The 13,734-nt window shown below is 67.7% G+C and carries 13 protein-coding genes; 5 read left to right on the top strand and 8 right to left on the bottom strand.

The genetic code is table 11. The annotated features are described in order from the left end of the window. Positions 1–16: 16 nt before the first annotated feature. From lptB to J2S75_RS19140, 6 genes are all read right to left on the bottom strand, one after another. Complete coding sequence (lptB, locus tag J2S75_RS19165; RefSeq protein ID WP_307022281.1) at positions 17–1,009, bottom strand: LPS export ABC transporter ATP-binding protein; 993 nt, start codon at positions 1,007–1,009, stop codon at positions 17–19. A 226-nt stretch (positions 1,010–1,235) separates the two neighbouring features. Further along, positions 1,236–1,919, bottom strand: a complete 684-nt coding sequence (locus J2S75_RS19160; protein WP_307022278.1) for an LptA/OstA family protein — start codon at positions 1,917–1,919, stop codon at positions 1,236–1,238. Between the two features lie 47 nt (positions 1,920–1,966). Next, positions 1,967–2,758: a hypothetical protein gene (locus J2S75_RS19155; protein WP_307022276.1), complete on the bottom strand. Its 792-nt coding sequence runs from the start codon at positions 2,756–2,758 to the stop codon at positions 1,967–1,969. A 163-nt stretch (positions 2,759–2,921) separates the two neighbouring features. Next, entirely contained in the window at positions 2,922–3,554 is a 633-nt protein-coding gene (locus tag J2S75_RS19150) for a ribonuclease D (protein ID WP_307022274.1), read from the bottom strand. A gap of 76 nt (positions 3,555–3,630) precedes the next feature. Next, positions 3,631–4,587: a 4-hydroxybenzoate octaprenyltransferase gene (gene ubiA / locus J2S75_RS19145; protein ID WP_307022272.1), complete on the bottom strand. Its 957-nt coding sequence runs from the start codon at positions 4,585–4,587 to the stop codon at positions 3,631–3,633. 4 nt (positions 4,588–4,591) lie between these two features. Beyond that, positions 4,592–5,266: a hypothetical protein gene (locus tag J2S75_RS19140; RefSeq protein WP_307022270.1), complete on the bottom strand. Its 675-nt coding sequence runs from the start codon at positions 5,264–5,266 to the stop codon at positions 4,592–4,594. A 165-nt stretch (positions 5,267–5,431) separates the two neighbouring features. Between J2S75_RS19140 and J2S75_RS19135 the strand changes: the two genes are divergently transcribed. The 3 genes from J2S75_RS19135 (at position 5,432) to J2S75_RS19125 (ending at position 9,156) form a co-directional block, all read left to right on the top strand. Further along, positions 5,432–6,199 carry a 16S rRNA (uracil(1498)-N(3))-methyltransferase gene (locus J2S75_RS19135; protein WP_307022269.1) on the top strand — a complete coding sequence of 256 codons (768 nt, stop codon included), beginning with the start codon at positions 5,432–5,434 and terminating at the stop codon, positions 6,197–6,199. A gap of 307 nt (positions 6,200–6,506) precedes the next feature. Next, positions 6,507–7,640, top strand: coding sequence for a carboxylate-amine ligase (locus J2S75_RS19130; RefSeq protein ID WP_307022267.1), 1,134 nt, complete (start codon positions 6,507–6,509; stop codon positions 7,638–7,640). A gap of 145 nt (positions 7,641–7,785) precedes the next feature. Beyond that, a complete protein-coding gene (locus J2S75_RS19125) occupies positions 7,786–9,156 on the top strand; it encodes a glutamate--cysteine ligase (protein ID WP_307022265.1) in 1,371 nt (456 codons plus the stop codon). A 25-nt stretch (positions 9,157–9,181) separates the two neighbouring features. Here J2S75_RS19125 and J2S75_RS19120 read toward each other — a convergent pair whose 3' ends face one another. After that, entirely contained in the window at positions 9,182–10,066 is an 885-nt protein-coding gene (locus tag J2S75_RS19120) for a LysR substrate-binding domain-containing protein (RefSeq protein WP_307022263.1), read from the bottom strand. Between the two features lie 191 nt (positions 10,067–10,257). Here J2S75_RS19120 and J2S75_RS19115 point away from each other — a divergent pair, with 191 nt between their 5' ends. Together J2S75_RS19115 and J2S75_RS19110 are read left to right on the top strand one after the other, a co-directional pair. Further along, complete coding sequence (locus J2S75_RS19115) at positions 10,258–10,662, top strand: DUF1127 domain-containing protein (RefSeq protein WP_307022262.1); 405 nt, start codon at positions 10,258–10,260, stop codon at positions 10,660–10,662. A gap of 238 nt (positions 10,663–10,900) precedes the next feature. Further along, a complete protein-coding gene (locus J2S75_RS19110) occupies positions 10,901–11,962 on the top strand; it encodes an LLM class flavin-dependent oxidoreductase (protein ID WP_307022260.1) in 1,062 nt (353 codons plus the stop codon). Positions 11,963–12,166: 204 nt separating this feature from the next. On the opposite strand, the gene J2S75_RS19105 is transcribed toward J2S75_RS19110, so the two are convergent. Next, positions 12,167–13,567 carry a glutamine synthetase family protein gene (locus tag J2S75_RS19105; RefSeq protein ID WP_307022258.1) on the bottom strand — a complete coding sequence of 467 codons (1,401 nt, stop codon included), beginning with the start codon at positions 13,565–13,567 and terminating at the stop codon, positions 12,167–12,169. Positions 13,568–13,734 lie beyond the last annotated feature (167 nt).

Genomic DNA, 13,734 nt, shown 5'->3' with positions numbered 1-13,734 from the left:
AGGGACCCGGTCCATGCTAAAGACGGAACTCCTCGCCGAGATAGAGGCGACGGACGTCCTCGCTCGCCACGATTTCCTCGGGCGAGCCTTCCATCAGCACTGTGCCGGAATGGATGATGTAGGCACGGTCGATGAGGCCCAGCGTCTCGCGCACATTGTGATCGGTGATCAGCACGCCGATGCCGCGCTCGGTCAGCTGGCGCACCAGCGCCTGAATGTCGCCCACCGCGATCGGGTCGATGCCGGCGAACGGTTCGTCGAGCAGCATGAAGGTCGGGCGCGAGGCCAGCGCGCGGGCGATTTCCACGCGCCGCCGCTCGCCGCCGGAAAGGGCGATGGAGGGGGATTTGCGCACATGGGTGACGCGGAACTCTTCCAGCAGTTCGTCGAGCTGGCGCTCACGCTCGCGGCGGTTCGGCTCCACCACCTCCAGCACGGCGCGGATATTATTCTCGACCGACAGGCCGCGAAAGATCGAGGCTTCCTGCGGGAGATAGCCGACGCCGAGGCGGGCGCGCCGGTACATGGGCAGGTGGGTCACGTCGTAGCTGTCGAGCTCGATGCGGCCGGCATCGGCCTTCACCAGCCCGGTGATCATGTAGAAGATGGTGGTCTTGCCGGCGCCGTTCGGCCCCAGCAGGCCCACCGCCTCGCCGCGCCGCACATGCAGGCTCGCCCCGCGCACCACCTGCCGGCCGCCATAGCTCTTGGCGAGGCCGACAGCGTTGAGCATACGCTGCTCGCCGGCGATCGCCTCCGGCGCACGGGAGGCCGCGACAGCCGGCGCGCGGCGGGGATCACTGGCGCGGGCGGAGGTGGGCGCTTCGCGCGATGGGCGCAAATCCGCCGCCAGTGCCGCCTCGAAATCGGCCTGGAAACGGGCCTCGATGTCATCGGCATCCGGCGCCGCTTCTTTATGGCCGTCGACACCGCGCCCCGGCGCGGACGCTGAACCGGAACCTTGCGACGCTGACTTGCCGCGTCCGACGATGGTCGAGAAAAGACCCACGCGCACCCTCCGTGGTGAAATCACCACCCGGAAGGTGATAAACGTTCAGGACGCCGCTGGCAAATCGCGATGCAAGAAGCGGGCCGGAATCGGAAAAGAGTGAGGCAAAAGCCGGAAACGGTGCCCTTGCACCCCAGGATGCGCCGATCACCCGCCTTCTGCGCACCCGCCCGCCGCAGCGGCGCGGAACGGCAAAGCGCCGCCCGATCGGGCGGCGCCGACAGGCTCAGGGCGCCGGTTTCGGCTTCGCCGCCGGCGCGGCCGGCTTGGCACCCGGCAGCGCGCCGTCCGCGCCCTTCATGCTGTTGGGCACGATCAGGCTTTCGATGCGTCCGCCGTCGAAGCGCGACAGGCCGGTGGTGAGATCCACGGTCAGCTTCTTGCCGCGAATGACATTGGGGCCGGAGGTCAGCACCACGGGATTGCCGGTGAGCGTGATGGTGTTCGCCTTGGTCTCGAACACGCCCTGGTCGCCGGTGGCGGTCTGTTCCTTGGTGGTCACCACCACCGAGCCGTTGATCTCCAGCCGGCGGATCGCCGAGGAGTTGATCGGGCTTCCCGCCGCCAGCGCGTCGCCGGAAGGCGCCGCCGCCGGCTTGCCGCCCGGCGCGTCCTTGCCGCCGGCCGCGTCCTTGCCGTCATAGAACACCACCAGTTCCTTGCAGCGCATGGTGGTGTCGCCCTGCTGCACCACGACATTGCCGCTGAACACCGCCTGCTTCTGCTGGTCGCGCACTTCCAGGCTGTTGGCGTTGATGCGGATCGGCTCGTCGCGATTCGACGCAAAGCCCTGCAGGGCGTTCGGCACATTATTGGCCTGCGCCAGCGCGGCGGAAGAGACCCCCGCGAGGCCGGCGGCGAGGACGAGGGCGGCGAGGCCGGAACGGGTGAAAGCGAAGGGCGTGCTCATGCCGACATGTCTACCTGCCCCGCGCCGGAGGTTCAATGAGGGCGGGATCACGGATTGCTGCCGACCGCAGGCGCGGGCGCGGCGGCGTCGGGCGCGGCTGCCGCCGCCGGCGCCTGCGTCGCCGGCTTCTCGGGAGCCGGCATCTTGAAGTCGAGCTGCACATTGCCGACGAGCAGGGCGCGCGAATCCTTCTGCGACACTTCCAGCGTGTCGGCGGTCAGCTTGCCGTCGAGATAGGTCAGCTCCACCGGGCTCTTCGACACCAATGTGCCGCCCTTGACGTCGATCTCGGCTTCCTTCAGCCGCCCGCCATAGCCGGAGGAGGTGTCGAAAATCACCCCGCCGTCGAGCGTCAGATTTTCGGTCTTGGTGTCGTAGCTGCCGCCGATGGCGGTCAGGTTGGCCCAGCCCTTGTCCGCCAGTTCAAGCTTGGCCTCGATCTTGTCGAGCGTGATGCGGTTGGGCTGCGTCAGGTCCTGCGAGGCGGAAAAGGCGGACACGTCATAGCCGCGATTATCGGCGGTGAAGCCGTGCAGGCGGGGAAATTCCATCTTCACCTGCGTGCCCGACAGCGACACCCGGCCGAGATCGAAGGGCAGGTCGACGGCGAGAGTAAAGGGATCGAGATAATTGACCGCCACAGTGACGCCGAGCGCCGCGATCACGCCGAGCGGCAGGGCCACGCGCAGGAACCGCACCCGCCGGCTGTGGCGCCGGGCGTTCTTGAACAATTTGGCGCGCCGGGCCTCGTGCGCGGCGACATTCACCGACCCGCGGCGCACCACCGGCTCGCTCGTCTTCGCGCCCCGCACCGCGGGGGGTTCGACATGTTTGTTCATGCGCGACGGTTCATCCCCGACTGACGGCCGTCTTCCGCATCCCGGCCGGGGCTCAAGATGGCGGCTTCCGGCCGAAGGCGCAAGCCGGCATGGCTGCACGCTCTCCCCCTCGCGCGAAAAGCCGGCGATTGTCGGGCCGCGCGCTCACATAGGCGCGAAGCACTCACGTATGCGCGAAAATGTCCTGGTCCGGCCATCCCGCGAGGTCGAGCTGCGCGCGGGTGGGCAGAAACTCGAAGCAGGCCTGCGCCAGCTCTCCGCGTCCCTCGCGCGCCAGCATGGCGGCGAGCCGCACCTGCAGCGCGTGCAGATGCAGCACGTCGGAGGCGGCATAGTGCAGCTGGGCATCGCTCAGCTCGTCGGCAGCCCAGTCCGAACTCTGCTGCTGCTTGGACAGGTCGACGCCAAGCAGTTCCCGCACCAGCTCCTTCAGCCCGTGCCGGTCGGTATAGGTGCGGGTCAGCCGCGAGGCGATCTTGGTGCACCACACCGGCGACACGGTGAGGCCGAACGTCTTGCCGAGCACGGCCACATCGAAGCGGGCGAAGTGGAACAGCTTCACGCTGCGCGGGTCGGTGAGCAGCTTTTCGAGGTTCGGCGCGCTGCCCGGCCCCGCCCCGGCGGGTATCTGCACCACGTCGGCGGTTCCGTCGCCGGGCGAGAGCTGCACCACGCACAGCCGGTCGCGGTGCGGGTTGAGGCCGAGCGTCTCGGTGTCGATGGCGACGAAGGGCGCTTTGTCGGGCGTATAGCGGGCGAGGTCGACAAGGTCGCCGCGGTGCAGGCGGATGCTCATGGGAACCATAGGTTAAAGAGTTTGCGCTGCTTACCACCACCGGCCCCGCCGCGGCAACCGGCACCGGGCGCCCGGCTCAGGCGAACAGCGCGTCCACCACGAGGCCGACCAGCAGGATCAGCCCGGAATCGCGGTTGGAGCGGAACAGCCGCAAGCATAGCTCCCGGTCGTCAATGTCCAGCCGGCGCAGCTGATTGGCGAGTTGCACGGTGAAAATGCCGAGCCCGCCCCAGGCCCAGGGGCCCGATCCGGCGCTCACCAATGCGAGGCCGATCAGCACCACGGCGGCGCCATAAAGGCCCGCCAGCCATTTAGCGCTGTGAGCCCCGAAGAGCAGGGCGGAGGACTTCACCCCGACGACGGCGTCGTCCTCGCGGTCCTGATGGGCATAGATCGTGTCATAGCCCACCACCCACAGCACCGCGCCGGCATAGAGCAGGAAGGCGGGCGCCGGCAGCGCTTCCAGCAGCACGGCAAAGCCCATCAGCGCGCCCCATGAAAAGGCGAGGCCGAGCACCAGCTGCGGGATCCACATCACCCGCTTCATCAGCGGGTAGACCACCACAAGCCCGAGCGACGAGAGCGCGACGCCGATGGCGAAAAACGGCAGGCAGAGAAGGACGGCGAGCCCCGCGAGCAGCTGAAGCGCGAGAAAGACCAGCGCGCCGGTCAGCGTCACCTGCCCGGCCGGTAGCGGGCGCGAGCGCGTGCGCTCCACGCGTCCGTCGATGTCCCGGTCGAGAATGTCGTTCCAGGTGCAGCCGGCGCCGCGCATCGCCACGGCGCCGATGGCGAACAGCACCGCCCATCCCACCGCCGCGCCATAGGCGGGCGCACTGCCCTCCGCCTGCACCCGCAGGGCGAGCGCCAGCGACCACCAGCAGGGAATGAGCAGCAGCCAGCTGCCGATCGGCCGGTCGGCGCGGGCGAGGCGGAGATAGGGGCGGAGCGGTGCCGGGGCGTAACGATCCACCCAATTGCCGGCGGAATCGGCCGGCACCGGCCCGACAGGAGACGGCGCCGCCGGGATCATCGGATCAGCGCAGCGCGTCGCCGCCGAGCGTGTCGAACACGCCGCCCGGAGGTGCGCCCGTCGTCGGCAGGCCGCTCGACAGGCCGAGACCGGCGGAGATCGCCCCCTGGGGCGGTGGGCCGCTGGGGCCGCCGCCGCCGCCGCTTTCCTGGATCTTCGCCACCTCGCAGATCTTGTTGCGGGTGGTGTTCACCGAGCTGACATTCTGCTTGAACTTCGCCAGCACCTCGTCGGGCACGCCGCACTTGGTCTTGTTGGTGTTCAGGTAGGCATAGAAATTCTGCTGCGCGCTCGCGAAGCTGCGGAACATCGGGCATAGCTCGGACGGCGACGCCTTCTTCTTCGCGGCAGCCTCAAGGGCCCCGCCGCGGCTTTCCACCTCATCACGCAGCTTGGCGACCTGCCCCTGGCATTCCGAGGCATTGGGGTTGGCCTGCTGCGGCGCGGGAGCGGCGACGCCGGGAGCCAGACCGCCAGCACCGCCGGAGAAGCCCGGACTGAAGCCGGGCGCCGGCTGCGCCGCCTCGTCCGCCTGCGGCGCGACAGGCACCGGGGCGACCACCACCGCGCCGGAGGACGCATCGCCGGCTGAACCGCCAGGCGCGCCGATCCACTGCGCCCCCGCCGGGAGCGTGCCGAGCATCCCGGCGAGCAGAACGCCTGCCAGCGTCGGGGTCATGCTACGTGCCCGCAGGCGCTTCGGGTGAGTGTTCAAAAGCCAATCTCTCATCAGGTGGTCGATCGGTGCCGTGTCATTGACCAAGCGTGATACAGAGGCATGAAAGATTGGGCAACATCGCGGCGCCCGCGATATTTCCTGCAAATTCCGGACGAAAATCGACCCATGACCCGCGCGCACGACGATTCGACCACTGAGCCCTATGATTTTCGCGCCCAAAGGCTGTTTGTCGAAGAGCCGCTGGCCGAGGCCGCGCTGGTGCGCCTCGACCGCGACCGGGCGCATTATGTCTCCGATGTGATCCGGCTGGAGGTGGGCGGGCACCTGCATCTGTTCAATGGCCGCGATGGCGAGTGGCGCGCGGTACGCGAGGCCGGCGGACGGCGCGAGGTGCTGCTGCGCTGCGAGGCGCAACTGCGGCGCCAGTCGCCGCCGCCCGATCTCGACTATGTCTTCGCCCCGCTCAAGCATGCCCGGCTGGACTACATGGTGCAGAAGGCGGTGGAGATGGGGGCCGGCCGGCTGGTGCCGGTCATGACCCGGCGCACCCAGGCGACGCGGGTCAACACCGAGCGCATGCGTGCCAATGTCATCGAGGCGGCCGAGCAATGCGGCATCCTTACCCCGCCGCAGGTCGTCGAGCCGGTGGCGCTGCCGCGCTGGCTCGCCGCGCTGGAGCCGGACCGGCGGCTGGTTTTCTGCGACGAGGCAGCGCCGCAGGCCGACCCGCTGGCGCCGCTACGGGCGGCCGTGGTCGGCCCGCTCGCGGTGCTGATCGGCCCGGAAGGCGGCTTTGCCGAGGAGGAGCGGCGCCTGCTCGCCGCCCATCCCGGCGCCATCGTACTGTCGCTCGGCCCGCGCATCTTGCGCGCCGACACCGCTGCCGTCGCCGCCCTCGCGCTGGTGGAAGCTGCCCGTCAGTCCGCAGGCTGACCGGGAATGTCCCGCGGCCGGAAGGCGAGGCTGCCGCGCGAGGCTGCCGCGCGAGATTGCCGCGCGCGAACGCTCATGGAGGGCAACCGCCCACCCATCGGCAGCAAAATCTGCGCCGAACTCCAACTATCCGCACGTCTCATCAATCGACTAATTAAAATGTACTCTCAATATCTGAAGTAAACGCAAAGGTCACATTACGGTCTTACTTCTCCATCATCCCTCCCCGCGACGCACTGCCCTGTCGATTCGCTGCCGGCTAAGCGACAACGGCGCCGGTGCGTGGCGTGAATGCGGGAAGGTCGTGATGTCTCAGGTCGGAACAGAAGAATACCGCATCGGCATCGAGGAAGAGTATTTCCTCGTCGAAGCCGAGACCAAGAGCCCGCTGCGGCGCGTGCCGCCCGCCTTCATGAACCAGATACGGACCTCGCTCGGCCCCGCCGTCTCGGGCGACGTGCAGCAGTCGCAGATCGAGGTCATGACCCGCCCGCACCGCAGCGCCGCCGAGGCGCGGCGGGAGTTGCACGGGCTGCGCCGGGGCCTCGCCGAGGTGAGCGCCGGTTTCGACCTCGCCTTCATCGCCGCCGGCACCCATCCCACCGCAAGCTGGCAGGGCGGCAAGCGCGCGCCGACGCAGCGCTATGACGGATTGATGCACGACCTGCAGATGCTGGGCGAGCGCAACCTGCTGTGCGGCATGCATGTGCATGTGGAACTGCCCGACGCCGACCAGCGCATCGACGTGATGCGCCGCATCCTTCCCTATCTCCCGGTTTTCGTCGCGCTCTCCACCTCCTCGCCCTTCTGGGAATCCAAGCGCACCGGCCTGATGGGCTACCGCCTCGCCGCCTATGACGAACTGCCGCGCACCGGCCTGCCGGAACTGTTCGAAAGCGCGAAGGACTACCAGGACTATATCGACGCGCTGGTGGCGGCGCGGGCGATCCGCGATTCGAGCTATGTCTGGTGGACCATCCGCCCCTCAGAAAAGCATCCCACGCTGGAACTGCGCGCGCCCGACAGCTGCACGCGGGTGGAGGATTCCGTCGCCATTGCCGCGCTTTACCGGGCGCTGGTGCGCCATCTCGTGCGCAACCCGAGCCTCAATGCCGGCATCGATCCGGTCGAGCGCGCCATCGCGGCGGAGAACAAGTGGCGCGCCCAGCGCTATGGCGTCCATGGCAGCTTTGTCGACCGCCGCGCCCGCGAGGCGGTGCCGGTGGCGCAGGCGGTGGAAGCGCTGATCGACCAGCTGACCGAGGACGCCGACGCGCTGGGCGGGCGGGCCGAACTGGAGCATCTGCGCACCATCATCCGCGGCGGCACCAGCGCTGACATCCAGATCGCCGTCTATCAGGAAGCCGCCCACCGCACCGGCAACCGCGCGGAAGGGCTGAAGGCGGTGAACACCTGGCTCGCCCATGCCTCCGCGCAATAACCCGCCGCATCGGGTGGGCACAGCGACAGGTTGAAGGGGCGCATGCGGCCCCGCAATTTCCATTTTCCATCGGTAGTTACAGCGATTTGCGCCAAGGCTTGGCGTGTGTATGGTCGCGCGCCCCGCATGCCGCCCGGAGTTCCCCATGGCGCGAGACCAGATCGACACGCAGCCCATCGAAAGCCGCGACGAACTCGTCGCGTGGTTCGAGGCGGGTAGCAAAGCGCCGTCGAAATTCCGCATCGGCACGGAACACGAGAAATTCCCCTTCACGCTGAAGGGGCACGAGCCGGTGCCCTATGAAGGTCCCAACGGCATCCGCGCGCTGCTGGAAGGCATGCAGGCGCTGAACTGCTGGGAACCGATCATGGAAGGCGAAACCATTATCGGCCTCGCCGACACGGTCGGTGGCGGCGCGATCTCGCTGGAGCCGGGCGGGCAGTTCGAACTGTCCGGCGCACCGCTCATCACCATTCACGAGACCTGCGCCGAGGTGAACAGCCATCTCGACCAGGTGCGCGAGGTGGCGACGCCGCTCGGCTTCGGCTTCCTCGGCCTCGGCATGAGCCCGAAATGGACGCTGGCGGAAACGCCGGTCATGCCCAAGGGCCGCTACAAGATCATGTCGAACTACATGCCGAAGGTCGGCACGCGCGGCCTCGACATGATGTACCGCACCTGTACCGTGCAGGTGAATCTCGACTTCGCCTCCGAAGCCGACATGGTGAAGAAGCTGCGCGTCGGCCTCGCCTTGCAGCCGGTGGCCACCGCCCTCTTCGCCAATTCGCCGTTCACGGAAGGCAAGCCCAACGGTTTCCTCTCCTACCGCTCGGAAATCTGGCGCGACACCGACAATCACCGCGCCGGCATGCTGCCCTTCGCCTTCGAGGATGGCATGGGCTTCGAGCGTTATGTCGACTACGCGCTCGACGTGCCGATGTACTTCATCAAGCGCGGCGACACCTATATCGATGTCGCCGGCTCGTCCTTCCGCGATCTGCTCGCCGGCCGCCACCCCGCCGTGCCGGGCGAGAGCGCCACGGTCTCGGACTGGGCCAACCACCTCTCCACCATTTTCCCGGAAGTGCGGCTGAAGCGTTATCTCGAAATGCGCGGGGCCGATGGCGGGCCGTGGCGCAACCTGTGCGCGCTGCCGGCGCTGTGGACCGGGCTCTATTACGACACGACGAGCCTCGATGCCGCCTGGGACCTCGCCAAGGGCTGGAGTGCCGAAGACCGGCAGAAGCTGCGCGACGAGGTGCCACGCCTCGGTTTCAAGGCCGAAATCGCCGGCCGCTCACTGCTGGACGTGGCGCGGGACGTGGTCGAGATCGCCCGCGCCGGCCTTCAGCGCCGCGACTATCGCGACAGCCAGGGCCGCGACGAGAGCCGTTTCCTGAAGCCGCTGGACGACAGCCTCGCAGCCGGACAGACGCCCGCGGAACTGCTGCTGGCACGCTATCACGGCGCCTGGAACGGCTCCGTCGAGCCGGTCTTCGTCGAGGATGCCTACTGAGGCAGAGGCACGCGCCCAGGAGCCCCTACTCCGCTGCGATCGCCGTGTCGGAGATGTTGTCGAGCCCCTGCACGATGTGATGGGCCAGCGCGTCGGCGAGCGGAGACGCCTCGTGCCGGTTGCGCAGCAGGCCGATGCGGCAGGGCGCCAGCGCCGGGAAGCCGTCGGACGGCCCCAGCACCCGCATGCCGGGCCGCAGCCCCGATTCCGGCAGCACGGAAATGGCGAGCCCGGCCAGCACGGCCGCCGAAACGGCGGTGGAGTTGGACGAGGTGTAGAGAATGCGGAACGGCCGGTCGGCCGCCTGCAGCATGGAGATCGCCTCCTGCCGCCAGTTGCAGGTCTGCCGCCCCAGCGCCAGCGGCACCGGGCCTTCCAGATGCACGGAATGGCGGGTAGAGCCCACCCAGAGCAATTGCTCGCGCCGGATGATCTCGGTTTCGCGATTCATCGTCTCGCAATCGGTGATGATGGCGAGGTCGAGATCGCCCGTGTCGATGCGGTCGACAAGATCGGTCGAGGGATCGCACACCACGGTCAGCTCGACATTGGGATGGGTGGCGGAAAACCGCGCCATGATTTCCGGCAGATAGCGGTCGGCGTAATCGTCCGGCACGCCGAGCCGCACCCGCCCCGACAGTTCCGCCGAGGCGAGGCTCGCCATCGCCTCGATGTTCAGCTTGACGATGCGGCGGGCATAATCGAGCAGCCGCTCGCCTTCATCGGTGAGGCGCGAGGCGCGTCCGTCGCGGGCGAAGATCGGCCGGCCGACCCGCTCCTCCAGCCGCTTCATCTGCATCGACACCGCCGACTGGGTTTTGTGAACCACCTCGGCCGCCTTTGTGAAACTGCCGGTTTCGGCAATCGCAATGAATGTTCTTAATTGATCAATATCGAGCAACACGCTCATCGGAGCCCTCACGATGGCCTATCATCAATCCTGATGATATCAGCGATCATAAACATTCGCTAGTGTGATTGATCTCGCTCCTTCATAACGATCCCGCCGCGAACGGACGATGTCGAGATCGGGTGGCCCCGGCGCCTCCCCGAGATCAGAACCCAGCATCGTCGCCGCGTGGCCGGCACATGGAGGATACGATGTCGTTTGTTGGCGAAGTCCGGAGAAAGCCCTTCTCCTCGTTCGGTACCGCGGCGAGCGGGCTGCTGATCGCCGCTCTCATGGGGTCCATCCAGTTCATCAAGGCGGTTGCCCGCCGGCGTCACATCGCCCAGCTCGGCGGCTTCGATGACCGCATGCTGCGCGATATCGGCCTCACCCGCGGCGACCTGCTCGACGCCTCGTCCGGCCCGCTGTGGCAGGACCCGACAGCCGTGCTCGTGGTCCGCTCGGTGGAACGCCGCGCCGCCCGCCGCTCGACCATGCGCGAGGCGCTGCGCGAGGCCGCAAGGCAGGACGCCGCCGGCAAGGCCGCGCGCGACCGCCGTGCCGACGGTCTTTTGCCCGTCACCCCCCGCCAGGACACTCCCGTCTCCTGCGGCTGACCATGCCCGCCCTTTCGTCGCGGCCCCGGCCGCCCGGACGAGTTTACGGCGACATCGACCCCCTCGTGTCGCCGACTTGAAGCCCGCTGGCTGGTCCAGCGGGCTTTTTTTGTGCCCTCCGCCGGCGGTGCTTGCAGAAGCGAAATTCTGTCCTTGCACCGCCGGGGATGCGCGCCCGCCGCGTCCGGTCCATATGGGGAGCGCCGGCGCGGTGCCGGACACGAAGGGGACCCCTCCCATGGCACAGCTTCTCGAACTCGGCCTCGACACATTCGGCGACGTGACCTCCGGCGTCGATGGGCGCCCGCTCTCCCACGCCCAGGTGATTCGCGATCTGGTTGACGAAGCGGTGCTGGCGGATGAGGTCGGCATCGACTTTATCGGCGTCGGCGAGCATCACCGCGACGATTTCGCCGTCTCCGCGCCGGAAGTGGTGCTGGCCGGCATGGCCACGCGGACCAAGCGCATCCGCCTTGGCTCGGCGGTCACCGTGTTGTCCTCCGACGATCCGATCCGCGTGTTCCAGCGCTTTGCGACGGTGGATGCGCTGTCCAATGGGCGGGCGGAGGTCATTCTTGGCCGCGGCTCCTTCACCGAATCCTTCCCGCTGTTCGGCTTCGACCTGAAGGACTATGAAGCGCTGTTCAGCGAGAAGCTCGACCTGTTCGCGGCGCTGCTGCGCGACAATTCCACCGCGCAAGGCGTCACCTGGCAGGGCAAGCTGCGCCCGCCGCTCAAGGGCCAGCATGTTTACCCCTTGGTGGAATCCGGCACACTGAAGACCTGGATCGGCGTTGGCGGCTCGCCGGAATCGGTCGTGCGGGCGGCACGCTACGGCCTGCCGCTGATGCTGGCGATCATTGGCGGCAACCCGGCCCGCTTCGCGCCCTATGTCGATCTCTACCACAAGGCCATCGGCCAGCTTGGTGGCACGGTGCAGCCGATCGGGGTGCATTCGCACGGCTACATCGCCGACACCGACGCGCAGGCGCGCGAGGAATTCTACGCTGACTACAAGCGCATGCATGACCGCATCGGCGCCGAGCGCGGCTGGCCGCCCTATGGCCGCGACGCCTTCGAGCATGAGATCGCCCATGGCTCGCTCTATCTCGGTTCGCCGGAAACGGTGGCGCGCAAGATCGCCAAGACGGCGAAGGCGCTGCGCCTCTCGCGCTTCGATCTGAAATACAGCGCCGGCCCGCTCTCCCACGCGCGGATGATGCGCGCCATCGAGCTGTACGGGACCAGGGTCATCCCGCGCGTGCGGGAGATTCTGGCGGAAGAGACGGTGGCGGCGTGAGGAGTTGAGGCCGTTGGCAACGCGGCCCGGTTGATTGGCCGAGGGGGCAATCCTTCGAGGCTCGCTGCGCTCACACCTCAAGATGACGGCGCGCTGGCTGGGTTGCCCGTCACCCCCTTCATCATGCCGAGGTGCCGGCCGCAAGGCCGGACTCGAAGCACGCTGGCGATAATGGCCCCCTCCCCGCCGGGGAGGGGGTTAAGCTCACACGTTCAGCAGCAGATATTCCCGCTCCCAGGGCGAGATCACCCGCATGAAGGTGTCGAACTCGGTCTGCTTCACCGCCGTATAGGTCTTGACGAAAGACGGCCCGAGCACCGTGGCGATTTCCTCCGAGTGCTGCAGCGCCGCCACCGCTTCGAGCAGGCCGCGCGGCAGCTCGAAATCGAGCCCCTTGGCGTCGGCTTCCAGCGGCTCGGTCGGGCGCAGCCCTTCCACCATGCCGAGATAGCCGCAGGCGAGCGAGGCGGCGATCACGAGATAGGGGTTGGCGTCGGAGGACGGCACCCGGTTCTCCACCCGCCGCGCCGCCGGCGAGGAGGGCGGAATGCGCAGGCCGGCCGTGCGGTTGTCATAGCCCCACTGGACGTTGATCGGCGCCATCGAATCGCGCGTCAGCCGGCGGTAGGAGTTCACGTAAGGCGCGAGGATCGACATGACCGCCGGCAGATAGCGCTGCTGGCCGGCGATGAAGGAGAAGAACTCCGGCGTCGGGTCGCCATCGGCGTCGGAGAAGATGTTGCGCCCCGTCTCGCCATCCACGATGGATTGGTGGATGTGCATGGCCGAGCCCGGCTCGTCGGCGATGGGCTTGGCCATGAAGGTGGCGTAGATCTTGTGCTGCAGCGCCGCCTCGCGGATCGTGCGCTTGAACAGATAGACCTGGTCGGCGAGCACGATGGGATCGCCGTGCAGAAGGTTGATTTCCATCTGCGCCGCGCCGTCCTCATGGATCAGCGTGTCGATCTCCAGGCCCTGCGCCTCGGAGTAGTCGTACATGTCCTCGAACAGGGCGTCGAACTCGTTCACCGCCTGGATCGAATAGGACTGGCGGCCGATTTCCGGCCGGCCCGAACGGCCGATGGGCGGCTTGAGCGGGTAGTCGGCGTCGGTGTTCGGCTCGACGAGATAGAACTCGATCTCCGGCGCGACGACGGCCTTCCAGCCCTTCTTGGCGTAGAGATCGACCACGTTCTTCAGCACCTGCCGGGGCGCCAGTTCCACCGGGCGCCCGTCGCGGTGGAAGGCGTCGTGGATCACCTGGGCGGTGGGGTCCTGCGCCCAGGGCACGATGGCGAGGGTGGAGAAGTCCGGCTCCATCACCAGGTCGCTGTCCACCACCACCGAGTCGACGAGATTGTCGTAAGGGGGGTAGTCGCCGGAAATGGTCTGGAAGAACACGCTGAGCGGCAGGTTCATCGTCGGGCTGGACAGGAACTTGGAGACCGGCATGATCTTGCCGCGTCCGACGCCGGCGAGATCCGGCACCGCGCATTCGATTTCGGTAATGCCGCGCGCAGCCATCCACGCCTTTGCCTCGGCAAGGGTGGTGACGCCGCGGGGATTGTCGACCGCGTCCTTATCAGAACGCTTCTTCTTGGCCATGATTGCCTTCCTGATGCGCTTTCTGCGCCGCCTGAGGCAATCACGGCCCGCTTGCTGCCGTCAAGGCGGGGCTACCTCGCCACCTTTGCAGGCATGGTAAAATTGTTCGCAGCGGGGCGTTGAGCCGGTACGCGAAGCCGGTTAGCGTCGACGCGCCGACATTAAGC

The organism is Ancylobacter polymorphus, assembly GCF_030813495.1.
GTDB lineage: Bacteria > Pseudomonadota > Alphaproteobacteria > Rhizobiales > Xanthobacteraceae > Ancylobacter > Ancylobacter polymorphus.
This window is presented reverse-complemented; position numbering and strand designations above follow the sequence as displayed.